This window comes from Microbulbifer sp. CNSA002 (assembly GCF_047324085.1).
In the GTDB taxonomy this organism is placed as follows: Bacteria; Pseudomonadota; Gammaproteobacteria; order Pseudomonadales; family Cellvibrionaceae; genus Microbulbifer.
Genome location: NZ_CP172449.1, coordinates 1,055,474 through 1,081,047 on the forward strand (window position 1 = coordinate 1,055,474; position 25,574 = coordinate 1,081,047).

At 46.0% G+C, this 25,574-nt stretch carries 22 protein-coding genes; 11 read left to right on the forward strand and 11 right to left on the reverse strand.

Going from position 1 to position 25,574, the window contains the following annotated elements; translation table 11 throughout:
- The first annotated feature begins 77 nt into the window (after positions 1 to 77).
- Both ACG1BZ_RS04600 and ACG1BZ_RS04605 read left to right on the forward strand, forming a co-directional pair.
- On the forward strand, positions 78 to 899 hold the full coding sequence (locus ACG1BZ_RS04600) for an MBL fold metallo-hydrolase (RefSeq protein WP_413664569.1): 822 nt from the start codon (positions 78 to 80) through the stop codon (positions 897 to 899).
- 54 nt (positions 900 to 953) lie between these two features.
- Positions 954 to 1,442, forward strand: coding sequence for a hypothetical protein (locus ACG1BZ_RS04605; RefSeq protein ID WP_413664570.1), 489 nt, complete (start codon positions 954 to 956; stop codon positions 1,440 to 1,442).
- Positions 1,443 to 1,449: 7 nt separating this feature from the next.
- On the opposite strand, the gene ACG1BZ_RS04610 is transcribed toward ACG1BZ_RS04605, so the two are convergent.
- Entirely contained in the window at positions 1,450 to 2,238 is a 789-nt protein-coding gene (locus ACG1BZ_RS04610) for a class I SAM-dependent methyltransferase (RefSeq protein ID WP_413664571.1), read from the reverse strand.
- Positions 2,239 to 2,412: 174 nt separating this feature from the next.
- Between ACG1BZ_RS04610 and ACG1BZ_RS04615 the strand changes: the two genes are divergently transcribed.
- Positions 2,413 to 2,898, forward strand: coding sequence for a GFA family protein (locus tag ACG1BZ_RS04615; protein ID WP_413664572.1), 486 nt, complete (start codon positions 2,413 to 2,415; stop codon positions 2,896 to 2,898).
- 69 nt (positions 2,899 to 2,967) lie between these two features.
- Here ACG1BZ_RS04615 and ACG1BZ_RS04620 read toward each other — a convergent pair whose 3' ends face one another.
- A complete protein-coding gene (locus ACG1BZ_RS04620; protein ID WP_413664573.1) occupies positions 2,968 to 4,596 on the reverse strand; it encodes a di-heme oxidoredictase family protein in 1,629 nt (542 codons plus the stop codon).
- A gap of 1,385 nt (positions 4,597 to 5,981) precedes the next feature.
- On the opposite strand from ACG1BZ_RS04620, the gene ACG1BZ_RS04625 reads away from it, so the two are divergent.
- Both ACG1BZ_RS04625 and ACG1BZ_RS04630 read left to right on the forward strand, forming a co-directional pair.
- Entirely contained in the window at positions 5,982 to 7,139 is a 1,158-nt protein-coding gene (locus ACG1BZ_RS04625) for an NAD-dependent epimerase/dehydratase family protein (protein ID WP_413664574.1), read from the forward strand.
- Between the two features lie 92 nt (positions 7,140 to 7,231).
- Positions 7,232 to 8,260, forward strand: coding sequence for a glycosyltransferase family 4 protein (locus ACG1BZ_RS04630; RefSeq protein ID WP_413664575.1), 1,029 nt, complete (start codon positions 7,232 to 7,234; stop codon positions 8,258 to 8,260).
- A 31-nt stretch (positions 8,261 to 8,291) separates the two neighbouring features.
- Here the strand turns inward: ACG1BZ_RS04630 and ACG1BZ_RS04635 are convergent, their stop codons facing one another.
- Positions 8,292 to 9,149 (reverse strand): alpha/beta hydrolase, encoded by an 858-nt coding sequence (locus ACG1BZ_RS04635; RefSeq protein ID WP_413664576.1) that lies wholly within the window; start codon positions 9,147 to 9,149, stop codon positions 8,292 to 8,294.
- 134 nt (positions 9,150 to 9,283) lie between these two features.
- On the opposite strand from ACG1BZ_RS04635, the gene ACG1BZ_RS04640 reads away from it, so the two are divergent.
- The 6 genes from ACG1BZ_RS04640 to ACG1BZ_RS04665 all read left to right on the forward strand — a co-directional run bounded on the left by ACG1BZ_RS04640 (position 9,284) and on the right by ACG1BZ_RS04665 (position 17,582).
- The gene (locus ACG1BZ_RS04640; RefSeq protein WP_413664577.1) at positions 9,284 to 11,314 is read left to right on the forward strand and encodes a protein-disulfide reductase DsbD family protein; all 2,031 of its coding nucleotides are present in this window, start codon (positions 9,284 to 9,286) and stop codon (positions 11,312 to 11,314) included.
- A gap of 2 nt (positions 11,315 to 11,316) precedes the next feature.
- The gene (locus ACG1BZ_RS04645; RefSeq protein WP_413664578.1) at positions 11,317 to 11,943 is read left to right on the forward strand and encodes a thioredoxin family protein; all 627 of its coding nucleotides are present in this window, start codon (positions 11,317 to 11,319) and stop codon (positions 11,941 to 11,943) included.
- 15 nt (positions 11,944 to 11,958) lie between these two features.
- A complete protein-coding gene (locus ACG1BZ_RS04650) occupies positions 11,959 to 12,462 on the forward strand; it encodes a protein disulfide oxidoreductase (protein WP_413664579.1) in 504 nt (167 codons plus the stop codon).
- 166 nt (positions 12,463 to 12,628) lie between these two features.
- Positions 12,629 to 13,450, forward strand: coding sequence for an MBL fold metallo-hydrolase (locus ACG1BZ_RS04655; RefSeq protein ID WP_282934039.1), 822 nt, complete (start codon positions 12,629 to 12,631; stop codon positions 13,448 to 13,450).
- Positions 13,451 to 13,643: 193 nt separating this feature from the next.
- A complete protein-coding gene (locus tag ACG1BZ_RS04660; protein ID WP_413664580.1) occupies positions 13,644 to 14,339 on the forward strand; it encodes an aspartate/glutamate racemase family protein in 696 nt (231 codons plus the stop codon).
- 765 nt (positions 14,340 to 15,104) lie between these two features.
- Positions 15,105 to 17,582: a TonB-dependent receptor plug domain-containing protein gene (locus ACG1BZ_RS04665; RefSeq protein ID WP_413664581.1), complete on the forward strand. Its 2,478-nt coding sequence runs from the start codon at positions 15,105 to 15,107 to the stop codon at positions 17,580 to 17,582.
- Between the two features lie 106 nt (positions 17,583 to 17,688).
- Here ACG1BZ_RS04665 and ACG1BZ_RS04670 read toward each other — a convergent pair whose 3' ends face one another.
- The 8 genes from ACG1BZ_RS04670 to nuoH all read right to left on the reverse strand — a co-directional run bounded on the left by ACG1BZ_RS04670 (position 17,689) and on the right by nuoH (position 25,572).
- Positions 17,689 to 18,147, reverse strand: coding sequence for a hypothetical protein (locus ACG1BZ_RS04670; RefSeq protein WP_282934036.1), 459 nt, complete (start codon positions 18,145 to 18,147; stop codon positions 17,689 to 17,691).
- 73 nt (positions 18,148 to 18,220) lie between these two features.
- Complete coding sequence (locus tag ACG1BZ_RS04675; RefSeq protein WP_413664582.1) at positions 18,221 to 19,765, reverse strand: NADH-quinone oxidoreductase subunit N; 1,545 nt, start codon at positions 19,763 to 19,765, stop codon at positions 18,221 to 18,223.
- Positions 19,762 to 21,360, reverse strand: coding sequence for an NADH-quinone oxidoreductase subunit M (gene nuoM / locus ACG1BZ_RS04680; protein WP_413664583.1), 1,599 nt, complete (start codon positions 21,358 to 21,360; stop codon positions 19,762 to 19,764). The genes ACG1BZ_RS04675 and nuoM overlap by 4 nt, the downstream gene beginning before the upstream one ends.
- Positions 21,357 to 23,195 (reverse strand): NADH-quinone oxidoreductase subunit L, encoded by a 1,839-nt coding sequence (nuoL, locus tag ACG1BZ_RS04685; protein WP_413664584.1) that lies wholly within the window; start codon positions 23,193 to 23,195, stop codon positions 21,357 to 21,359. The genes nuoM and nuoL overlap by 4 nt, the downstream gene beginning before the upstream one ends.
- A gap of 1 nt (position 23,196) precedes the next feature.
- Positions 23,197 to 23,514 carry an NADH-quinone oxidoreductase subunit NuoK gene (gene nuoK / locus ACG1BZ_RS04690; RefSeq protein WP_413664585.1) on the reverse strand — a complete coding sequence of 106 codons (318 nt, stop codon included), beginning with the start codon at positions 23,512 to 23,514 and terminating at the stop codon, positions 23,197 to 23,199.
- A 4-nt stretch (positions 23,515 to 23,518) separates the two neighbouring features.
- Positions 23,519 to 24,028, reverse strand: a complete 510-nt coding sequence (gene nuoJ, locus ACG1BZ_RS04695; RefSeq protein ID WP_413664586.1) for an NADH-quinone oxidoreductase subunit J — start codon at positions 24,026 to 24,028, stop codon at positions 23,519 to 23,521.
- A gap of 37 nt (positions 24,029 to 24,065) precedes the next feature.
- Entirely contained in the window at positions 24,066 to 24,584 is a 519-nt protein-coding gene (gene nuoI, locus ACG1BZ_RS04700; protein ID WP_282934031.1) for an NADH-quinone oxidoreductase subunit NuoI, read from the reverse strand.
- Between the two features lie 31 nt (positions 24,585 to 24,615).
- On the reverse strand, positions 24,616 to 25,572 hold the full coding sequence (nuoH, locus tag ACG1BZ_RS04705; RefSeq protein ID WP_282934030.1) for an NADH-quinone oxidoreductase subunit NuoH: 957 nt from the start codon (positions 25,570 to 25,572) through the stop codon (positions 24,616 to 24,618).
- Between the last annotated feature and the right edge of the window lie 2 nt (positions 25,573 to 25,574).

The following is a 25,574-nucleotide window of genomic DNA, read 5'->3' on the forward strand; positions in this document are numbered from 1 at the left end:
CATTTTCATGGGAAATACAATTCCCCAAGATACGGCATTCGCCTAAAAATAACGCCTAGCTATCCAAGGGCACAGCTATGCCAGTACGTGAAACCTTTAATTATCAAGGCTTAGATGCTATTCGCGTCGGCCGAGTCAATATGGGTGTTAATACAACCTTTGTTGTTTATCGCCTCAATGGAACCGTAATTGATACGGGTCCCAGCAATCAGTGGAAGTATGTCAAGCCGTTTATACAAAGCGCACCGCTAAAGCAGTTATTGCTGACTCATCACCATGAAGACCATAGTGGCAATGCCGGCGCTATCCAGAAACTTACCGGTGTGCAGGCGGTGGCCCCGGATCTGACTATTGGTATATTAAAAAAAGGCTTCCGAATTCCCCCGATGCAGAAGTTTTTCTGGGGAACTGCGGGAAAAGCGGAGGTAGCACCTCTCCCAGCGGAGGTCTACATTGGTGAAGAAGAAGTATTACCAGTATTTAGTCCCGGGCATGCAAAGGATATGACCTGCTATTTGTTACCTGAGCGTGGCTGGCTGTTTAGTGCTGATTTATTTATTGCCAACTACTTAAAGTTCCTGCGTATTGATGAAGATGTCCCTACATTAATGAAAAGTATAAAGGGAGTCCTGGATCATTCATTTGACGTTATCCTTTGCCCTCATAGAGGTGTGGTAGAGGATGGTTGGCAGCAGTTGAATAAAAAATATGAGTACCTGCTTAATCTATCTGGAGAGGCGCAGGAGTTGACGCAGCAGGGACTGCCCTTAGAAGAGACTACTTTGCGTTTATTAGGTAAAGAAGGATTGTTCAGCGCTTTGACTAGTTATAACTTCTGCAAGAAAAATTTGATTGCTTCATGCTTACAGGTTAACTTGGATGAGATGCCTAGACTCTAGGTTTTCATTACGTACTAGCCAGTAGCCAATTTCGATGCAAAGTTATTTGTTAAGATGATCGTTGCTTCTGGATTAAGAGTTGCAGAAGAAGGGTGTTTTGTGATCAGGGAATCGCTAAGGGTATTTATTTTTGGGTTGCTTGCCTGGCCATTACTAAGCAATATATTGAGTTTTTTAAAACCTTTCCTGATAGCACTAAATTATGATGAATCTTCTGAGGGGCTTGCACCTAGTTTGATAGATATTATCTATCCCTATTTTACATTGATATCTATTGCTTTTGCCTATGCCTTCTTTATATTGACTCGGATGATAACGGGGCGGCTAAAGCGTTGGTTGTGTGTTAGTCTGGTGGTAGCTTATCTAGGTGTATCAATTTATCCACTATTCCCTGAAGAATCTATTGTGTATTTAACTTTAAGTGGCACTCACTACTTGATTGAGTTAATTATGTTAATAATTGGTGCAACTATTATTTATAAAAATATATCAGAATCCTCTGTGGCAGCAGGTGAGAGTGTTGGTGCTGTGAGGAAAGCCTGAATAGAGGCTATTTCTCTGCTTCAATAATAAATCGTTTGATTCTTACCCCAGCATCCTTTCGCATTTCCGGGTGGATTTTCTTATAGTATTTGTTCATTACCTGGTCGGCAAACTGCTCTCTTTCTGGGTGGCCTAGATGACGGAACTGGGGAACCCATGATAGAAAGAAGGTAGTGAGCTTTTCCCAGGTTTGAAAATTTTCCACATGATAGATTTCATCGAATCTTGGTAAGTAGAAGCCTGCTTCTTCGGCATAGTTCCGCATTTCTTCTAGCGTATAGTGATTATAAGGATCGTAAAAACTTTCAAAATAGGGTTTCCATGTAGCTGTTTCCTGTTCCTCGTATACGGTCTCCCAGAAATTTTCATGATCAACCTGAAAACCACAAACTACTTTACCGTTAACTTTTAAATATTTATAAAAACTATTCCAGACTTGAGCTTGGTCCGCTACCCAGTGTAAACAACTAAAAGAAAAAATAATGTCGAATTTGCAGTCGAACTGGATTTCGTCTGCGCTCATTTGCTCGAAGGATAGGTTGGGTATATTGGCGTAATTTTTATTAGCATAACAAATCATATCCTCGGTTAGATCAATACCGATAATCCTGCCATTTGTCATACGCTCAGCTAAATAGCGGGTTACCTTGCCATCGCCACAACCCACATCAAGAATAGTGGCAGCTTGGCGATAATCGCAGCGATGTATGGCTTCCATAGCGTGGCGCCACTGCATGTCAGAGGCGTTTACGTACTCTTGAGCCTGCCACTTATCATGCCTGATAGGTTCATTCATTGGTGTGACGCCCTGAGTCTCATTGGGGATGGGTGAATCAGTTTAGCCCGGATACACTTATGATCTGTGTAGCAATTTCAGTCATCGATAAATTTGGCACAAGAAACTGTGCAGTTCGTAAAACCGTCATTCTGACCACCTGCGGAACGAAAGGTAAAAGTCTGGAAAAGTACTGTGAAACTCAAAGGATCTTGCCACTGCCAATCGGTTAAGTTCAGTCTGAACTCCCGGCAACCTTATCCCTTCAACCGTTGTTACTGCTCAATATGCAGAAAAACTGCTGGAGGAGGGGGCTTTGCTATTAACCTGGGGGCAGATTTCCAAACCCTGAAAGTGGAGGGCGAGGAGTTTTTGAGTGTCTATCAGGCTGAAACTGGGATTCGGAGTCGGGAAAGTAGCGGGAAGAGTCCGGCACAGCGACATTTTTGTTCAAAGTGTGGCAGTGCGTTATGGCTTTGGGACCCGCGCTGGCCAGAACTGGTACACCCCTTCGCTTCTGCGATTGATTCTGAGTTGCCGGTACCGCCAGTGCGTAGCCACATGATGCTGGATTATGCTCCGAGTTGGGTGCAGCCAGATATACGGGAAGGGGACGAAATGTTTGGAAGCTACCCTGAAGAGTCCCTGGCTGAATGGCACCAGCGAAATGTTCCCGATTAGGGAGGGATAAAGAGAGGCGGGGCGAGCCTGTGGCCGCCCCGCTTCAGGTTTATAGAGTTAACCTTGCGTTTATTCTTCCGCGAGATAGAGCACCAGGTTATCCAGGAAGTTGACCAGGTCTGCCTTTTCAGTGTCACTCAGCGCATCAAACTGTTCCTTGCTGGATTCAGCTTCACCACCGTGATAGACAATCGCCTCAGTCATAGTGGTGGCGCGGCCATCGTGTAAGTAAGGTGGTGTTGAGCCAACGCCCCAGAGGTTTTCTGTAAGGAATACTGAGGCTCCCACATTGCCTTCATCAATTTCCTCGGCCATGGCTGTTCCCATATCGTGACGCTTAAGGTCACCATATAGGCGGACTATAGCCCCGCCATTTTCCGATTCCTCAAATTGCCCCAGCGTTTGTCCAGAAGGAAGCTCCTGAGGGTTATCCATGATCTCTGTGAGCAAGTTAAATTGCAGGGATTGGCTGGGTAGGCCGGCTATATCGCCTGCGGGATAAGTTTCATCGCGGTAGCTAGCGTGCTGAGAGGGCTCATAGAATACCGGCGATGCAACTTCCATCTCGGGGGAGTGGCAAGAGGCACAGCCAATGGAGCTAAATAGCTCTTCGCCATTTTCGATACTGGCAATTTCCTCATTGCTTAAGGGTAGGCCGTATGTCTCCTGCTCCTCTTCCGTTAGGGAGTCGATTACGCTGTTAAGCTCGATTTTTGTTACCGGACGGGGTTGCGCTGCGTTGTAGATAGTTAACGCGGTGATGTCACCAACACTGAGTTCGTTAGTGATCGAATCAAAGTCACTGTCCGCATCACCGACCAGTTCAGTGGCCTGCATGCCCAATTCCTGGTGTGCCGCGCCACGAACGAATGCGCGTACAAATCCGGTTAGGCCTTTCCACTCAAAGGGTCTGACTACCAGGTCAGTATCGAGACCTTCAACGTTATCGTAGTTGACCTCATCACAGGAGACGGAGATCTCACCAAAGCTAACGCCTTTTGCGGTTAGTGCGACAGTCGTATCGGTGCCGGATGAGCAGCTCTCACTGATAGCCTCATCCCGCAGAGTGTGCAGTTGGGTAGTCATTTCTTCTGCTACCAACTGTACAGCCCCCATACCGAACAAGTGGGGCGACTGACGTTCGATAAATCCTCTTTGCTTGCGCTCAGGATCCATGCGAATCACATTATCGTTAACACCACCACCGCCATCGGCCACGGGTACGTTGTGACAACTGATACAGGAGTCACCGTTGGGGCCTGTCGTACGGTGGGGCAAGACATTTGCCCATGCATTTGGCCCTTTCAAGTCGGGTCGAGGGAAGCTGGTGAATCTTTTGCCGTTGCCTACATTTACGCCGACCCCGTCGAGAGCGTTGTAATTCATCTCGAATAATTCATCGCCCTCCTCAAAAGCGTGAACATAGGCTTCCAAGGTATCCATGGATTCGAGATCAGATTGCTCTAAATGTCCACCCAGGTGAATTTCAATTGCCCCAGCATGCAATATCTGTACGGTATCAAAGACCTCACTAAAATCGAAAGGAGTGGTCCTTTGCTGTCTTTGGTTTTTTCTTGCGTGCTTGGGAACTCGGTTTTTATCGTGCTTGGAACCAAAGTCGGCAAGCGCTGGAGTGGCATTAAATGTTAAAGCCGATATTGCCATAGCGACAGGCAACAGGTGTTTTTTAAGTATCATCAGCTATATCTCCGGGTACTGATATTGAGCGGACGTAAGGTGAGTTCTTCTACGAAAATGCACTCGATGCGGAGACACTCGACCACTTTTCTTTTAAGCACCATTCCCCAAAAAACTGATTATCAGTTGTGCTACAAGGAAAAATTGATAGAGATTTTGGTAGTAACATTTTTATCTCGCAAAGTGCATCCAGTGAAGGTTTAACAGCATCCTTGCAAGCTTCTTATAGGTAGAACTGTGCCTGTTCTGCCACTTATGGCAGGCGTCAAGACCACGGGAGATACAGTATTGCGATAGCAGACTTTAAAGCTCAGATTAACTGACCTAAAGATCTAAAATGCGATCCCGATTGTGTCGATTTTGCCCATAACCTACCGCGCTAGAGTACGCGGCTATGTTTTTGTTTTTCGGCTTTTTTAGTTGCCGTTTGTGATAGAGAAGTTCCTTAGAAAAAGCAGGTATTTGCATATTTGCCTTTCGGTGACAGGGTTTCCTGCTTCACGGAAATTCCCTGTTCCCGGTGGTTGTGACATTAGATTTAGGAAAAAGTGCTGGTTATTATTGTTGCTGAAGGCGATGAGTATTTTGAAGAACTTGTAGTTGCTTTCGGTTCAAAGTGAATCTCCCAATTGTGAATCCGTATTATCTTTCGGTGACATCTGGTTTGGAGTCTAATAAGTTATCTGCTTGTGGGCTGTAAGTGGAATTTAATATCACCGCTGTAGATGGGGTTTATAGGAGCGCTTCTTGTCCTCGGTAAGTGGTCGGTTTTTTATACCAGATTAAATTTTAGCATGTGATTTTGAGTGTAGATAAAGAGATGAAGGGAACTTGGTCGCTGTCTCACTTACATAAAGACGCTTTTGGGCATGAGCCAATAATGTAATTCGTATAACTGTCAAAAAAGTTTAGTTTTATTGAAAACACTATTGGCGTATTTTCCCTTTCTGATAGAGGGGGGCGTGACCGGTCTAAACAATGGTGTTTTCGTTTTAGAGTCTCAAGTATTTGGGCTTAAAGTAAAATTGGCGCACTATTCATTTGAATGGCGCGATAAATATCTTTGACGCCATATATTTCAATATGGAAACAATGAGATAGTTCTATTATTGCGCCCGTAGGCTAGGAAGCCCTAAACCTGCTATCAACTACAAAGCTGCTGAGAGATATTTTTAACGAGCAGTTCGTTTTTCTTAGTGGCGCACAAGAAGTTTGAGTAGTGATATGGATTGTCATGACATTGTCACAAAAAATCGAATAAGTTTGCCCGTATGGCCTCATTTAACGGTGGTTGGTACTTTTGAATGAGGTAGGTTAATTCGAAGCTGCTAAAAATATTAGTTTATTCGAATTGTATTAATTCCTAAAAAATTTTAGGGGGTCGGGTGAGAAAAGTATTGGTTTTGGGAGGTGATGGGTTTTGTGGTTGGCCTACATCTCTCCACCTTTCAGAGGCGGGTTATGAAGTTATTATTGTTGATAACTTATCACGGCGAAAAATTGATATTGAGCTTGAAGTTGATTCATTGACACCAATCAGGCATCTGTCAGAGCGGCTTCGTGTATGGCGTGAAGTTTCCGGTATGTCCATCAGGCATATTTATATTAACCTCGGACAGGATTTTGAGCGATTGGTCACTCTCTTAAAAGAGGAAAAACCAGACGCGATTGTACATTTTGCTGAACAGCGTGCTGCACCCTATTCGATGAAATCTGTCCGGCATAGACGTTATACACTTGATAATAACTTGAATGCTACCAATGATGTCCTGGCGGCTATAGTAGAAAGCGGATTGGATATACATTTGATTCACTTGGGTACTATGGGTGTCTACGGGTATGGAACATCTGGTCTCACTATTCCCGAAGGATATTTAAAAATTCAGGTAGAGACTGAAGGGTATTTGAGTGAACAGGAGATTCTTTACCCTAGTAATCCAGGTTCTATCTATCATATGACAAAGGCTCAGGAACAATTGTTATTTGCCTTCTATAACAAGAACGATCAGGTACGTGTCACTGATTTACACCAAGGGATCGTTTGGGGTACCCAGACCCGACAAACACAAAGGGATGAATCTCTGATTAATCGATTTGATTATGATGGTGATTATGGAACAGTCCTCAATCGATTCCTGATGCAAGCGGCGATTAATTACCCACTTACCGTTCATGGCACTGGCGGCCAGAAGCGGGCATTTATTCATATTCAGGATACCTGTCAATGTATTCAGTTAGCTATTGAAAATCCTCCAGAGATAGGCGATAGAGTCAAAATTCTGAATCAAATGACAGAGACGCATCGTATCAGGGATCTAGCAAATTTAATCTCCAACAAGACAGGGGTGGGAATTGCCTACTTGGACAACCCCAGAAAAGAGTCAGCAGAAAATGATTTGTTGGTAAATAATGACCAGCTTATCGAGATGGGGCTCAAGCCTATAACTCTGAATGATAATCTTCTCACTGAAGTTGAGGGTATTGCCAAAAAATATTCACATCGATGTGACCAAGCTAAAATCCCTTGTGTGTCGAAGTGGTGATTTTTTTATACTTCAATGGCCCTGATTTTATATGAAATCAAGGTTGCTTGTGGAAGGTGAGGTTTTATGTCTATAGCTGAAGAGTGCAAAATATGAAGATTTTGATTGCTACGGATACTTATCCGGAGCAACTAAATGGTGTTTCCAGAGTGCTGGAAAAAACTGAGAAAGAACTCACAACACGAGGGCACCAAGTAAAAATTGTTTCTGCTACTGATTTTACTAATTTCCCCTGGCCAGGCTATAAAGAAGTGAAAATTGCAGTATTTCCCGGTGGGAAAGCTGCCCGAATTATTGAGGATTTTTCACCGGACGCCATTCACATCATGAGTGAAGGTCCAGTGGGGTGGGCTGTTCGTGGCTACTGCAAACGGAATAATTTGCGTTTTACGACATCTTGGCTGTCCCGTCTCTCTGAATATGTATCGATTCGCTATAAAGTTCCACTGAAGTGGTTACACGGTCTCCTGCGTCGCTTTCATAATTCCGCAGCACAAACAATGGTGACTACAGATGGTATGGCAGCGGAAGCTCGAGCCTTGGGAATTGCCCGTGTCACCCGCTGGCGAAGAGGCGTAGAGTTAGAAAAATTCCATCCAGTTGAGACAAAACTTTTTGAGGGCCTAACTCGACCTATCATGCTCAATGTAGGACGTGTTGCAGTGGAAAAATCACTAGATAAGTTTTTATCTATTGAGTTACCGGGAACAAAAGTTATCGTGGGGGATGGTCCTCAACTCAATGAATTAAAGAGGAAGTTTCCACAGGCGGTATATCTGGGAATTAAAGAGGGTAAGGACTTAACTGAATGCTACAGCGCTGCAGATGTTTTTGTATTTCCTTCGGTAACTGACACTTTTGGTCTGGTTAATCTTGAGTCTTTAGCCTGTGGTTTGCCCGTTGCCGCCTACCCTGTGACAGGTCCGAAAGATATCATTGGTGATGCCCCCGTTGGAGCGTTGGATAGCAATCTGCAAGTGGCCATAGAAAAGGCACTATTATTGGACCGATCGGACTGTGTTACTCATGCCAGGACCTATTCCTGGGATGTGGCCACTGAGGATTTTATTTCAAGCCTGGTCCCGGTAAGTGCTGTAGAGGCTTTGCCTGTTGATGGCTAGATAAAAGCGTTGCTCGTAAAGTTCGCAAGGCTTACTTGCGAGCTGACTTGAGCAACTCAACCCAGCAGTACTTGTTAACAAAGGCATAGTGTCCCAGCTGGTGCCAGCTTTGAGTTGAGCTATTTGGCATTATACTTGAGAGATATTCTGGCATTTTAATATCAATTATATCGTCGGCATCACCATAAAATATTTTGGTGGAAGTGGTGATTTCACGAGGATCAAACCCCCAATCCCAAAGCGCCATTATCATTTCAAAAAAACCCTCCCCATGCTGCGTTGCTCCAGCAGAAAATGATTCTTCAAACATTTTCTTAAGTGCCGGGTCTCGAATAAACAGTGCGGCATCAGAGGCGTCTTTCTTTGCAAAGAGCTGAATATAATCTTGTATATTGCTATTGGCTTGGTATGCACTTAATCGGCACAGACAACGAGTAAGAAATTGCCAACGATGGATCTTTGCGATAAGTCTGATATCCGGGTTTTTTAGCAGGTCAGTCATTCCTGGGTAGTCCAGTGGCGCAACTGGGGCTGCAAGGGCAATTTTAGAGACTCTGTGGGGAAGTTTGTTAGCGATAGAAAGTGCATGAGGGGCACCACCTGAATGGCCGACTACCGAAAATGTCTCGATATTTAGACGATTAACCAGTTCTTCGATATCCGATCCCCAATCAACCATTCGCCGGCCTCTATGAGGAGATGATCCCCCCACACCAGGTTGATCTACTGAGATGATTCTTACGCCAAGAGATGCGGTAAGGTCCTTATCAGGATTGCGAATTAGTCGCGAATCTGAGAAGCCATGATTGAAAAGCACAGGCCAGCCATTTGGATCACCATAGTCATCATAAGTAAGGATACGGCCGTCACTTATCTGCAAGGCAGGCATTCTGGGCGCTTCTTTAGGTTAGGTATGATCGGAGTATAGTGAGACTTCGTTTTGTGATGGGTGAGGCCAATGTTGTAACTTGTATCTGACCCAAAGGAGGAATACCAGTTGATTAGGCGAGAAGGAGAATCACATTGAAAATAAAGACCACGCTGATCAACATCTGCTGTTTAACGTTACTGTTGGTTGCGGGTCTCCCTGTAGCACAGGAGACGGCATCTGGTGATCACGTCAAAGTGCGTTGGCTGGCACCTGATACATTTCGCCAAGGAATGAGAGAGACAGTTGGATTCTACTTTGAGGTAGATCCTGGATGGCATGTGTATTGGCGTAATGCTGGAGATTCAGGGTCGGCTCCACGGTTTGATATGGAGGCTCAGGGCGCTTTATTAGGGCCGATCGAATGGCCATTCCCAACGCGCCTCCGGGTAGAGCATCTTACTAACCTGGGGTACTCCGGGAATGTTGCCTACCTGTTCCAGCTCCTCCCAGATAAGCGCACGCAAGAGATCATCCTGCATGCGGACCTGGAGTGGTTGGTTTGTAAAGTGGATTGCATACCGGGCTTTGCCACTATGAGCCTTGTACGGCCGGTTGCAGAGCAGGCGGCTTGGCCAGCTACAGATCTGGCGTTAAGGAATTACTTTGCCAACAGGCTTCCAGGGGGAGAAAGTGAGAGCCCGTGGCAACCAGTATCCATTTCAGCGCGAGGTAGTGAGCATATTACTTTGCAGCTCAGTGGGAATCGTAGCGATGAAATACCTAGTATTTTCCCCGTAAATGGTGACTTGTACTCTGCGTCTGAGCCAGAAGTTCAGCGCAAAGATGAAACTCTCCTCTATAAGTTCAAGCGTCTGCCAGGCTCTGAGATTATTGAAAGCAGCGATTTTGTGATTACAGACTCGGACCGGGCCTGGAAAGTCTCTGCCCCCCTCTTATCCCAAGTGGAAATTGAGAAGAGCGCGACCTCTATATGGCTTTTACTTCTGTTAGCATTTATTGCCGGTCTCCTATTGAATCTGATGCCCTGTGTTTTCCCGGTGCTGTCCATCAAGCTATTTGGACTGATTGACGGTGGTAATCGCCCAACCGAACGTTTGCGTGAATCTTTCCTATATAGCGCCGGTATTATGGTGACTTTTCTTGCCCTGGGGCTTGCTTTATTGGCGCTACGCTGGGGAGGGTTGGCCGTTGGCTGGGGTTTTCAACTTCAGTCACCGGTTGTGGTAATTGGGTTAATTATGCTCTTCTGGCTGATGGCCTTATCCTTTAGCGGCTTTTTTGAGTTTGGGCACCGATTAATGGGGCTTGCTAGCTCCAGTAGCCGTGGCTCCTTTACCACCGGTGTTTTAGCTGTCTTTGTTGCGGCCCCCTGTACCGGTCCATTTATGGGAGCAGCTCTGGGAGCAGCGGTGGTGATTCCTCCACTTCAGGCTCTACTCATCTTCTTATGCCTCGGTTTAGGGCTCGCTGCGCCATTTATTTTGATGTGTGCAAGTCCTGTAATACTGAGGCATCTGCCAGCTCCAGGTCCATGGATGGAGAAGTTGCGTCAGTTTCTGGCATTTCCGCTTTACGCAACGGTGATATGGCTACTATGGGTTTTAGGGCGCCTAGCTGGGGACTCTGGTTGGTTGGCCGGTTTAAGCCTGTTGCTCGTTGTTACTCTTGCAATCTGGCTAGTAAAAAATTTTTCCAAAAAGGGGGGAGCAGCGGGTCTGATTTGTGTCGCTGCTATTTTGCTAATATCTCTACCGGCAATCCGTATGGAGGGTGGTGAGCAATCTGCAGAAATGGCGTATGACTGGCATCGTTATGACAAGGCACTTTTGACGGAAGCCTTGGATAATGGGCGCCCTGTATTTATTGACTATACCGCAGCCTGGTGTATTACCTGCCAGGTAAATAAAAAGCTGGTGCTTGATACCCCAAATGTACAAGCATTATTTAAAAAGAATAACGTGCTTCTAATTCGGGCCGACTGGACGCGTTATAACCCTGAAATTACTCAAGCTTTGCAGGATTTAGGGAGGAACTCTGTACCTGTATATGCATGGTACCCTGCAGGAGAGAAAAAACCAGAGTTACTTCCACCACTGCTGCAAGAGTCTTTAATTGCAGCACTGTTTAGTAAGCACTTAACTGTTAATAGTGAGGATGGTTAATTATGAAATTACTTTTCAACGTGAATAATTCGATACTTAGAGGAGTTTTGCTTTTATTCCTGATGTTGCCGAGTGTTGTGTTGGCAGCAGCCGTTCCTGGACAAAAAGCGCCAGAATTCTCAGTAGTGGATGCTGCTGGAAAAACTCACAATCTTTCCGATTACACAGGCCAATGGTTGGTTATTGAATGGTTTAATAAAGATTGCCCCTATGTCAGGAAACACTATGGCAGTGGTAATATGCAGTCCCTTCAAAAAAGGTATACAGCACAGAAAGTAAATTGGCTCACGGTTATTTCTTCAGCTAAAGGAAAGCAGGGCTATTTGGAGCCAGAGCAGGCTATGGCAGTTGCACAGAGTCATAACCTCGGCGCAAGCGTACCCTTCTTGCTGGATACCTCTGGAGTTATGGGGCGTGCTTATGGAGCTAAAACTACTCCGCATATGTTTATCATTAATCCTCAGGGAGAAGTCGTATATGCTGGAGCCATTGATGATAATGACTCAGCCAATCCTGCGGTTATCGGCAGTTCACACAATTATGTTTCTGCTGCACTGGATGCTTCACTGAAGGGACTGGCTGTGCCCAAGTCCTCGTCGCGGGCTTATGGGTGTAGTGTGAAGTACTAAAGGAGTTTATTTGGGGTGGAAAAAGCTCGTTATAGCTACCTGATTCAGGCGTTGATATTTATCACCTTGGCGGTACTAATGGTTACTGCCGTGGGTTATTTCCACCAAAGAGATATCCCTGAGAACCAGGCCCCTCAGTTAGAGGGGCAATCGCTGCAGGGAAATCTAATTGATTTAAAACAGATGTATCCCAAAGGGCCAGTATTAATTTACTTTTGGGCAACCTGGTGCCCCTATTGCCGGATAGTTTCCCCCGCTGTGACTGACCTGTCTCGGGATTACCAGGTTGTTGGTGTTGCGATGCAGTCTGGAACAGAAGAGGTGGTTACTGAATATATGCGGAATCACGAACTTGCTTTTCCTTCTCTAAATGATCCATATGGTGTTTTAAGCGCCCAATGGGGCGTTAAAGTGACGCCAACCTTGCTGATTGTCGACACTGACGGGCGCGTTGCCTGGGTCACCACTGGCGCCACATCCAAGTTGGGTTTGCAGTTGCGCTTAAAGATGACAAAGTAGCTTGTCACCATTAAGGTTACTGTGTCGTATTTAAGCTTATATCAAACTCTCTTTCCCTGAGCCTGCGATGGTTGGCGTTAAAATTGCCTAATTGCCGGGGAGGACTGCCCTTATAGATATGCTTCTATAATTCCTTAAAGGTCTGTCTCTTGCGCTGGAGAGTGGCGTGTCGGTTATTGATTCTTTTGACTATCAAGATCTGGATGCGCAAAGGGTCGGCCGTTTCGATTTTGGTATCAATACAACCTTTATTGTATATCGGTTGGGTGACACTATTATCGATGCCGGCCCCAGTAACCAGTGGAAATACGTCAAGTGGTTTGTAAAAAATAAACCTTTTCGGCAATTAGTCCTCACCCATCACCACGAAGATCATAGTGGTAACGCCGGTGCAATTTATAAGCTTACCGGTATTCAACCAAGAGCCCCTAAGGCGACAGTAGAGATACTAAAGAGAGGCTTTCGGATACCTCCAATACAGATGCTGATTTGGGGGAGGGCCGGGCGTGCGGAAGCTGCGCCACTACCGGAAGATTTAAGGTTCTCCGGCGAAAAGGTAGTTGTTATCCCCGCACCAGGGCATGCCAAAGACATGACCTGTTATCTGGTTCAGGATCGAGGGTGGATATTCACTGCTGATCTGTATGTAGCTAGTAAGTTAAAGCTATTGCGTAAAGATGAAAGTATTCCAACTTTAATGCACAGTATCAAAAAAGTGCTCACCTATGATTTTGATATTATATTTTGTCCTCATAGAGGGATTGTAGAAAAAGGAAAAATCCGCTTACAAGCCAAGTATGATTATTTGTTAAATCTTGCAACTGAAGCACGGGAATTGGACCGGCAAGGATTGCCTCTTGGTGAGATTACCCACCGGCTATTGGGAAGGGAAAACTTGATGAGTGTCGTGTCCGGTTACAACTTCAGTAAGAGAAACTTAATAGCTTCCTGTATGCGGGTTGATCCTACAGAAGTGTCTGATTATTGATCTTTCACTAAGAATAAGAAAAGTATTAAATCACGTCCGTATGTAATTTATAAGTGAATACCGATTTTATATGAATTGGTACTTTTAATTAAGTTGTCGCTATTCCTGAATGCCCTCAATTTACAATCAGTCTTTCGACTCTCTCATGTTAGTATTCGCAACATGTATTAAGGGATATTAGATGAGCTCAAAGATGAAGAAGATTGGCCTTTTGGGTGGAATGAGTTGGGAGAGTACAGCAATTTATTATCGCCTGATTAATGAAGGAATTGCTCAAAAGTTAGGAGGGCTGCACTCGGCTGAAATTCTACTTTACAGCGTCGATTTTGAAAAAATTGCACGGTTACAAATGGAGGGTGATTGGGCTCAGGCGAGTAAGCTATTGGTTGAGGCGGCAATGTGCCTGGAAAAAGCTGGTGCTGAGGGCATTTTATTGTGCACTAATACTATGCATAAAGTAGCCGGAGATATTATCGAGACTATTGATGTACCTTTTTTACATATTGGTGATGCTACAGCTGAAGCACTTAAGAACAGAGGGATAAAGACCGTCGGCTTGTTGGCGACAGCTTTTACTATGGAGCAAGATTTCTATCGTGGCTATATGCAGGAAAAGTATGGGATTGAGGTTTTGATTCCGGAGCCCAGCGATAGAGAGATAGTCCACAGGGTTATTTACGAAGAGCTCTGTAAGGGAAGAGTCCTTAACAGTTCAAAAATGGAATTTATTCGTATTGTGGATTTGCTATCCAATCGAGGTGCCGAAGGTGTGATCCTAGGGTGTACAGAGATTTGCATGTTGCTTTCGCAAGAGGATACCTCTACTCACCTGATGAACTCCACAGAGATTCACGCTCAAGCCGCAATAAAGTTCGCACTTGATTGTTGAATAGTGTTGCTAGGTTTACTTAGAGATATCTTTGTCAACCAAAAGTTAGACTGATAGTTCACTGTGACGTTTATTAAAGCCACTCTACTAGCTTCGAAGCGTATCAGTGGGTGGTTTTTTTATAACACAAATCTACTCTTGTTAGGTTTGCTTGTCCCATATTCGTTAGTTTTTTAGTATTAACCTCTTTTGTTAAGTGGGTTTTCTGTGGATGTTTGTCTGTGAGTTAGAGCTGACAAGATAAAATATCTTCACGGTATTTGTTTGTGAAATGATATTTATCATGTTTATTACGGTAGGCTAAGGTTATTTTTTTACCTCAAATCATCAAATAAGTTTCATTTGTCCTCTGTAGAAGTTATTATTTGGGATATACCCTGCTTGTTCATGAGCGCTCTATTTGGCTTCCCTTTGTACTAAAATTTAATTTAATCATCTAATTAGATTTATTTTATTTTTGGCAGTTTTGTCAGTATCTACATTTTTAGTCGTTCTTAATTTTTAAATTGCCTTTTTTGCTCTTGCAAATTGTAGTTTTTCTGGCATTTTCTCTGGTTGTCACACTTCTTGCAGTGAATGTATTGGTGGTAACCTCCCTCTGCATAAGCGAGCTTTCAAGTGCGTAAAAAATTTTTATTGATCTCCTGGAGCACTACCTTAATTAGCCAATTTATTTTTGCTGTAACGCACAAATTGGTTTAAGTGAAAGCTGGTTGATTTGGCTCGGAAGAAAATAAGAGATAACTAAAACAGGGTATTTCTCCTATGAATGAAAAAAAGAAGCGCTGGCTTACAGCCTTTGGCGCTCCCTCTCTGCTGGCAGCTTCGATTGCTGCACTAAGCAGTCCCACTTTTGCTGAAGATGCACTCCTTGAGGAAGTGATAACAATCGGTACCCGTGTTGAAGGGCGTTCCGCTACAGATTCCTCCGCTCCCATCGATATCGTGACCGGAGAAGAATTTGTAAACCAGGGTGATGGAGATCTCAGTAACCTGCTTAGAAACGTTGTTCCATCCTACAACGTTAATGCAAAGCCAATTTCTGATGCTGCCTCAATCGTTCGCCCTGCAAACCTGCGTGGACTGCCACCCGATAGCACACTGGTTCTGGTGAATGGCAAGCGTCGCCATCGCGCTGCCGTCATTTCCTTCCTCGGAAGTGGTGTTTCAGATGGTGCCCAGGGGCCAGATATCTCCGCAATTCCGGCGATTGCTCTGAAACAGGTTGAAGTCCTCCGTGACGGTGCCGCGGCCCAATATGGCTCCGATGCGATTGCCGGCGTTATCAACTTTCAGTTAAAGGATGCAGCGGAGGGCGGCACGGTTGAAGCCAAGTATGCAACTACCGCTGAAGGTGATGGTGATCAGAGTACGATAGCGGCGAATTTCGGTCTGCCTCTGACGGATTCTGGTTTTGTGAATGTCAGCCTCGAGTACCGTGAGCAGGACTCTACCAGCCGCAGTGTGCAGCGAGACGATGCAGCCCAGTTGATCGCAGATGGCAATACCTATGTTGCCAATCCTGCGCAGATCTGGGGCCAGCCAGAAGTTAATGACGACACCAAGTTCTTTGTTAACAGTGCCATAGAGATAAATGATACTGCTGAGCTGTATGCCTTTGGTAACTATGCCAGCCGCGAAACAGATGGGGGCTTTTACTTCCGGAACCCGGAAACTCGTCCCGGCGTTTATGCGCTTGATGATGAGCCCTTAATTGGTGATCTGGATGCTAGCAATGGTATCTATGATTGTATTGGCATGACCCATGAGGAAGCACAGTCTAGTGATGAGTGCTTCTCATACACCGAAATGTTCCCAGGCGGATTTACTCCGCGCTTTGGCGGTGAGCTAGAGGACTACTCAGCAGTATTTGGTGTTCGTGGTGAGTTGGCAAATGGCATTGGCTACGACGTAAGTGCCAGTACCGGTCACAACGAAGTAGATTTTTTAATCTACAACACCGTCAACGCCACGCTCGGACCTGACAGCCCGACCAGATTTAGCCCTGGTGGTTATATACAGGAAGAAAACAACTTCAATATCGATTTGACTAAGAGCATTGAACTTGCCGGAATGCCTCTGTTCATGGCCACGGGCTTTGAATGGCGTGAAGAAGAGTTTGAGGTCAAACAGGGTGATACTGCCTCCTGGCAAGTTGGTGATCTGGCAGAGCAGGGTTTCCTGATTGGTTCGAATGGGTTCTCTGGTTTTGGTCCTGAGGTTGTAGGCACATTTGACCGGGATAATATTGCACTTTACACCGACTTCGAACTCGAAGTCGTCGAAGCTCTTCGATTAGGTGCGGCACTGCGTTGGGAAGATTTCTCTGATTTCGGAGATACTTCCAATTTCAAATTGTCAGCCCACTATACAATCAACGATGTGATTGCCCTGCGCTCTACACTGAGCACCGGTTTCCGTGCTCCAACACCAGGTCAGTCCAACATTACCAATGTCACTACGGCTTATACCAATGGCGCATTGGCTAACCGGGGAACTATTCCGGCAACCAACCCCATTGCTGTATTGAAAGGCGGTAAGCAGCTGCAGCCAGAGGAGTCTCAGAGCTTTACTTTCGGTACAATTATTGCCGCAGGTGATTGGGATATTACCCTGGATTACTTCCTCATCGAGGTTACAGATCGAATCACTCAATCTGCTAACCAGGAACTGACTGATGAAGAGCGAGATCAGTTGGTTCAGGATGGCATCAGTGGTGCTGATTCCCTTGAATATTTCCGTTTCTACACCAATGACTTCGATACCCAAACCCAGGGTGTTGACCTGGTGGCGACTTACCCACTCGGTGATGCGACAGATTTCAACCTGGCTTTCAACTGGACGGAAACGGAAGTTACCGATTTCAGTACGGATACCATGGATGAAATGCGTATCAGGCAGCTGGAGGATGGCTTACCAGAGGTGCGCGGTAATGCATCTGTCACCCATAGTGGTGACAGCTGGCGCGGCTTAGTGCGACTCAACTACTACGGTAGCTACTGGGAAGCACATTTGGACGATTACAGCTTGCCCATTGATGCCGGTGATGAATGGACTGTGGATATTGAGGCTGCTTATGACTTCAATGATTCCATGACCTTGATTGCCGGTGCGGAAAACGTATTCAACAACTACCCGGATAAAAACCCCTGGTCCGGTGTTGCTGGAGCGGAATATCCGGAAACGGCACCTATGGGATTCAATGGAGCTCTGTACTACGTAAGAGCGCAGTATGAGTTCTAAGTAGTTCTAGTTGCTATGTAGCTGGCTAACCTGGTGTTTCTTAATACCGGGTTAGCCGACTGCAGAATTATGTGACGATTAGATCCCGCTGTAAGTAGCGGGATTTTTACATATCCCACAGTGAATTTGTGGCCATAGATAAGGTAATTCTTTCCTTATCTTGTATTTGCTTTAGGTCTTCAAACACCTCTTTCACCTCCATCGACTCAATTGCACCATACACCGCCTGATAGAGTTCTGAGAAATAGCGATCTACCTCTCGTCCCATATTATTAATTTCACGAATTGTCGGTGGATCACTCAGATTGAGGCGGCGAATAAAGTCATTGGCACTTTCTTCATGGGTGTATTGCAGCCATGTCTTCATCACCTTATTTTGCGCTACATCATTGTAGTTCTGCAGGTTTTTCGCCATTCTCTGCTCATGTTCAAGCATGTGTTTTAATAGCAATTGGGTTCGGTAGTCTTCTGATTTGTCCAGTAAGGTCTCGTAAACAGCTGCCATTTCCAGATGAAATCTCTCAGCATCCTTGATGACTTCAAATGCTTGTTTGAAAGTCTTCATAGTAAGTACCCTCTGATGACCAGGCTATTGCCTGGGCTTTAAAATATTTTTACATCAGCACTCGCTCTCTACTTTATATAGCATTTATCCAGTTAATAAGGACCTGTGGAAATATTCCGAAAAAAACCAGTACGGCAGCGAGAGTTGCGATTAAAAACTGCCCTGAAGTGGTAATTTGTAACGTTTCGCTGTTACTGCTAGTGTCAATGGCATCTCTTTGTACCATCGTAAGTAGAAGACGAAGGTAATAGAAGAGGCCCAATGCACTACCAATAACCACACCAGCGAGAAGAGCCCACATTTTTCCTTCAACACCTGCGGTAAAGACGTAAAACTTCCCAATAAACCCAATAGTTAAGGGAATTCCAGCCAGAGATAACAGCATTAGAGCAAGACAGCTCGCCAGCCATGGACTACGCCAGAGTAATCCCCGGTAAAAGTCTCTGTGATAGGGATCATCTGCACTGTCGGTCACGTCACTGACATTTGTTCCATTGGTTAGTTGGGCGGCCTCCACTGAATCAGCTATCAGGCCAACAATTGCAAAGGCTCCTAGTGTAGTAATGACATAAGCGACCATGTAATAAATAACCGCCTCTGTACCAAACGCGCTATTGCCGATGATAAACGCCACAATTAAATAGCCTATATGGCCGATTGAGGAGTAGGCCAGCAGCCTTTTGATATTGTTTTGCATCAGGGCCAATAAATTTCCTATCAGCATGCTGGCTATGGCGGCGATTGTCAGTAAATCAATAAGAATAGGGCTCTGGTAGAGATTTAAGGTATTAAAGAATCGCAACAGAAAGGCAATTACGGCTGTTTTTCCCACTGTGGCGATCAACGCCGTCGTAGGCGTAGGTGCGCCCTGGAATACATCGGGTGTCCAGATATGAAATGGAACCAGTGATAACTTGAAAGCAACAGAAATGACCAGCAGAGTGGCGCCGGTTGCAAAAAGAGCAGAAGTCTGTGAAAGATCCTGTATCCGTGTAGCGATACTGCCAAAGTCCAGTGCCCCAGACGCCGCATAAATTAATGCGATACCGAATAGCCCGAGAGCGGTAGAAAGTGCTGAAAGGATTAAGTATTTAAAGGCAGATTCCAGGGAATTTACTTGATCTTTACTTGAGGATAAATTGCCAGTAACCGCAAATCCCAACAGTGGATAAAGTGCGAGGCTAATTAATTCTATACCGAGGAAAAAGGTGGCAAAGTGGCTGGCAAATACCAGGGTGCTTGCTCCCAAAATGGCAAGTAAAAGTAGTATATAAAACTCTTCTGGATAGCTATCCGGGTTTCTATTCAGGTCACACCGAAGTTTTAAGTAGTTGTATCCCATAACGCTGACGGCTATGGCGGTAACTAATATCAGCAGACAGAAGAACAACGAGTTGTAGTCAATCGAGAGTAGGGCAGTCACTTGAATGGACCCGTTATTGCCCGATAGGCTGGCTCCAACCCAGAAACAGGCAATGATAGCGGCTACCAAGGTGATAAGAGTTGTAACCAGAGCGCCCGCATGATTTCTCCAGAAGGATACTTGGAGCAGCAAAACTACAATACCGGCACTAATCAGTAAAAGCGGTAGGATAGAAAATAGTTCTTGGGCACTCATAGAGATGTACCTGTATTAGCGCTTTTAGCAGTAGGAGAGGATAAGCTTGCTGAAGTTTCCGGCCCTGTCTTTTCTATGACGACTTCTTCATTTTCGGGGGCCTGAAATTTTTGCATTGATTTGGCAATCGTAGGCTCGGCGATATCAAAGATAGGCTGGGGGCGGAGCCCGAAGATCACGAGAAGCACCGCCAGTGAAAGAAGCGCAGAGATCTCCCTGAGGCTTAGATCACTGACAGTTTTCCCCTCTGTAGCGGGTTTCAATTTGTCATTAAACTTGCCAAAGAAGACACGTTGCATCATCAATAGTGCATAGAGTGCTGCTCCAATAAGCCCAATTGCTGCAATAACCGTTAACCAGTGATTAGCTTTAAAGCTACCAACAAGCACCAGGAATTCGGCAACAAAATTACCCAGCCCAGGCAGTCCTAGCGAGGCGATGGCAAAGAAGAGTGCAACGGCGGATAGCTTTGGCAGAAGAGGCCAGACACCGCCGAGCTGACTCATATCCCGAGTATGGAGACGATGCTGTAGTGCGCCTACTAATGCGAAGAGAGCAGCGGTACTCAAGCCGTGGGCGATCATTTGCATCACTGCGCCCTGCAGGGCGATAGTATTCAGCGCGTAGAGCCCCAATAGAACAAATCCCATATGGCTCACACTGGAATAGGCCACAAGTCTTTTCATATCCTTCTGAGCGAATGCCAGCGATGCGCCGTAGACCACACTGATGGCTCCAATGGTCATTGCAACGGGTGCAAAAGCTTGTGAACTCTCCGGGAATAAGGGCAGTGTAAAGCGTAATAAACCATAGGCTCCTGTTTTCAACAGAATCGCCGCCAGCAGAATACTGCCGGCAGTAGGGGCCTGGGTATGGGCGTCAGGTAACCAGGTATGGAAGGGCAGCGCTGGCAACTTGACGATAAAGGCAATAAAAAATCCGAGCATTAACCAATAAGCTGCTGTTGCAGACAGTTGAGCACCCAACAAATCCATATAGTTAAAGGTCAGTTGCCCGCTATTCCGATAGTGGATAAATGCCAAGGCAACGATGGCAATCAGCATTAACAAGCTGCTTGCCTGGGTGAAAATAAAGAACTTTATCGCAGCGTAGACTCTGCCCTCATAACCCCAAACTGCAATCAACAGCAGCATGGGAATCAGCATAACTTCCCAGAAGAAAAAGAATAAAAACAGGTCGATAGCGGTAAACACACCGACAATACCGGCCAGTGTCCACAGGTAGTTAAAATAAAAGAAGCCGCGCCGGAAGGTGACATCATTCCAGGTCATTACTAACCCAAAGATCCCCATCCCCATTGTCAGTAGCAGCATAAGAAAGCTGAGCCCATCAATTGCCAGATGGAAGCTGATCCCAAACCTGGGTATCCAGGATACCAAAAGGCTATCCCACCACTGACTGTCACCTGTAACAACTGTGGACTCTGCCTGGGGGAAATAGCTGATCAAGAGCAGGGATGCGATTATCAGGGAAACCAGGCTGATTAAGCGTCCACCCTCATAGAGATGTCTCTCTGCCAGCCAGGCTAATATTCCCCCAACAAATAAAATTATAATTATTGCCAGTAATGTCATAGAGCCACCAACAGGGCTAGGAATAAAATTGATCCGGCTACAAAGGTGGCCAGGTACCAACGTATTTGGCCATTTTGTGAAGAGCTGAGGGCGTTATTTAGATGTGCACTCAGCGAAGCGGTACCCTTGTAGATGCTGTCGATAATATCTTTGTGGTTAAGGGCGGTGATAAATTTAAAAGGTCTTACAAAGACCCGGTCATAGACCCAGTCAAAACCCCATCCCTTAAACCAAAACTGCATTAGTGGAGAGCGCTGCTCCCCAACCTTCTTCTCGAACAGGAACATTTTCCAGGCGATAAACAGGCCGATCAGCGGCATGGCAATGGCAATGGCTTCAATGACCCAGGAGTGGTGTTCGTCGGTTGGGGTGCCAAAGACTCCCTGGAGAGGTGGAGCGAGAATTCCACCAAATAGGGCAAGTACAGCGAGGAGGCCCAAGGGAAGCATCATCACCGTGTTATTGGCGTCTTTACAGTGTGAGGAGGCGCTGCCCTCACTGCCCAGAAATGCAAGAAACAGAACCCGGAAGCTATAAATCCCTGTGACCAGCGCACCTAATAGACCGGCAAGCCAAAGCAGGTTTACTCCTTGATGATATTCATAAGCACTGAGCAAAATATGATCTTTGCTGTAGAAACCGGATGTAAATGGGAGTGCTGCCAGGCAGGCGCAACCGATGGTAAAGCAGATAAAGGTAAAGGGGATTTTGCGATAGAGGCCGCCCATGGCAAAGATATTCTGCTCGTGATGTACGCTCAGGATTACTGACCCTGCGGAGAGGAAGAGCAGAGCCTTGAAGAAGGCGTGGGTCATCAAATGGAAGATGGCTCCTGACCAGGCACCGACACCCAGGGCCAGGAACATATATCCAATCTGGGAGATGGTCGAATAGGCCAGGACCCGTTTGATATCACTTTGTGCGATAGCACTGAATCCGGAGATTAATAGAGTCAGAGCGCCGACAATGGCTACAGCTGTCATGGCGGTTCCAGACAGCTGATAAAGCGGGTGCATGCGGGCGATCAAGTAGACCCCGGCCGTCACCATGGTGGCAGCGTGGATAAGGGCGCTGACGGGAGTGGGGCCTGCCATCGCATCGGGAAGCCAGGTCTGGAGTGGAATCTGTGCTGACTTACCCACAGCGCCACCCAGTAACAGCAGCATAGCGATAGTGACAATTTGAGTATTGACCCCGGGATTCCCTGCCGCTGTGATGAGCTCCGGTATATTTAGTGTTGAGAACTCAAAGAACAACAGGAACAAGCCGATCGCCATGGCGGTATCGCCGACGCGGGTGACGATAAATGCCTTCTGTGCCGCCGCGCCGTTTGCAGGGTCCTTATACCAAAAGCCAATGAGCAAGTAGGAACAAAGACCAACACCTTCCCATCCCAGGTAGAGAAGTACCAGGTTGTCCGCCATTACAAGAATTAACATGGCAGAGACAAAGAGATTCAGGTAGGAAAAGTAGCGGCGGAAATCCGGATCTTCACGCATATATCCGGCTGAGTATAAGTGGATAAGGAAGCCCACTCCGGTAATGATCATCAGCATTACCAGGGTTAGCCAGTCCACATGAAAGGTGAAGCCGAGTTGGAGGTCTGATACCCGCATCCACTGCCAAACTGACAGTGTAACGACCGATTCCGGGTTGCCCAGAAAGGTGGAGAGTGCGAGGTTAAAAACCAGAATCGCTGCTATTCCCACACTGCCCACACCAATCAGGCTCACTAACTTTTGTGAGGGTTCCTTTTGTGTAAACAGTGGAATACTGATGAGGGTCAGGAAACCAAGAAAGGGAAGTAATGGTATCCAGGCTAGTGATCCGTTCATATTAACCCCTCAATCCATTGAGCTGGTCAATATCGACCGTGTGTTTGCGATAATAAAATTGCAAGACCAGCGCCAGTGCAATGGCTACTTCGGCAGCGGCCAGGGTGACAACAAAAACAAACATCACCTGCCCATCAGCATTGCCCCAGTGTGCGCCGGCGACAACAAACATTAATGCTGCGGCATTGGTGCAAATTTCAATACTCATCAGCATAAAAATAATATTTCTTCGGATGAGTAATCCGGCTAACCCCAAGCAAAACAGAATGGAGGCCAACAGCACGCCAGCCTCCAAACCAGGTGCAGATTCGATAGGCATAGCTTCACTCCGGTTTAACTGTTCTTCTGTGTCGGGCGAGGTGAAAAGCTCCAACAAGCCCTGCCAAAAGCAGCATTGAAGCCAGTTCGACAGCGAGAACGTAATGACTAAAAAGTGCGATACCGACTTGTTTGGGCCCGATATAGTGGTAGGTTTGCTCTGAAGGAATTTGCCCGCTACTAACCAGCAGAAGTAGCTGGATTAACAAAATGGCTGATAGAAGGGCTGGGCCAATCCAGGTGTGGGGTTGTAACCAGGCTTGCTCCTGTGCAACTGAAGCGTCTCCCTGGTTGAGCATCATGATGACAAAAATAATCAATACCATGATGGCGCCGGCATAAATAATAACTTCCAAAGCTGCTGCCAGGGGGGCGCCAAACTGGTAGAAAATAACGGCAACCGATAAAAGTGAAGTGACAAGATAAAGTAGCGCGTGGACCGCGTTCTTGTGAAAGATAACCATGGCGGTTGAGACAATGGCAACCGCAGCGGTTAAGTAGAAAATGTAATTCACTGGGAAAACCTCTTTTTAGTTATTAGCCTTATTGAAATCAGAGATTTAGGCTTTTTACATTAATGGGCTCGGCCTCATTTTGAGCTTCGCCCTTGTCCTTACCTGAGATGGCCTTTCCTGCAATTTGATAAAAGCTGTAGTCGTGATACTTACCAGGGCCACTGATTAGAAGATCTTCCTTTTCGTACACCATGTTTTGCCGATCGTACTCGCACATCTCAAAGTCAGGTGTTAGCTGGATGGCATAGGTTGGGCAGGCATCTTCACAAAGCCCACACATAATGCAGCGGGAAAAATTGATACGAAAATATTCGGGACGCCAGCGGCCGTCAGGATCTTCTGTTTTTTGCAGTGAAATACAATCAGGAGGGCAGGCAACGGCGCAGAGATTACAGGCAACGCAGCGCTCGTCACCGTTGGGATCTCGGGTGAGCACGATCCTGCCACGATATCTGGGTGCCAGATAGGGCTTTTGGTCGGGGTATTGTACGGTAACGTTCTTCCGGAACAGGTGTTTAAATACCAACCACATGCTGCGAATCTGGCTTGAAATCATTTCTTTGGCCTCGCACGCTTATTTTAATTTTCTAGGCTGTCCACAAAAGTACCGCTGCGGTAGCCAGTAGGTTGATCAGGGCCAGAGGTAGCATGACCTTCCAGCCAAACTTCATTAATTGGTCGTAGCGGGGGCGTGGAATCGCCGCCCTTAAAAGAATAAACACACCAACCAGAATGGCAGTTTTCAGGCAAAACCAAATAAATGGGGGCAGTAGGGGGCCGTGCCATCCACCGAGAAACAGGGTGGTGATTAGTGCTGAAATTAGAATCACTGCCAGATATTCACCCACAAAGAACATGCCGAACTTCATACCGGAGTATTCGGTATGGAATCCCGCTGTCAGTTCGTGCTCAGCTTCCGGAAGATCAAATGGAGTTCTGCGGCTCTCGGCAATACCGGCAATAAAGAAAACAATAAAACCCAGGAATTGGGGGATGATAAACCAACCATCTGCCTGGGCATTAACAATCTCGCGTAGATTGAAACTGCCTGAGAGCATAACAACGCCCATCAGGCTCAAACCCATAAATACTTCATAGGACACGGTTTGAGCGGCAGCCCTTAGCCCACCGAGCAGAGCATATTTATTATTTGATGCATATCCCCCAAGAATTACGCTATAGACCGCAATAGAACTCATAGCCAGCACAAACAGTAAACCGATATTCAGGTCGGTGACCCCAATATTGGGCGATATGGGCACTACAGCAAAGGCAATCAACATGGTTGCCATAACTACAGTGGGTGCCAGTACAAATACGGGAATATCTGCAAATTTCGGAGTGAAGTCTTCCTTAAAGAACAGCTTGATCATATCTGCAATAACTTGCAGGGTGCCAAATTTCCCTACTCGGTTAGGGCCCGGGCGATCTTGCCAAAAGCCCAATAGGCGGCGCTCGCCCCAAGTTAAAATGGCTGCTAGCAGCACGGTAACTATCAATACGCCGAAAATATTGAGCAATATGATCCAGATATTTGTGCTCATAA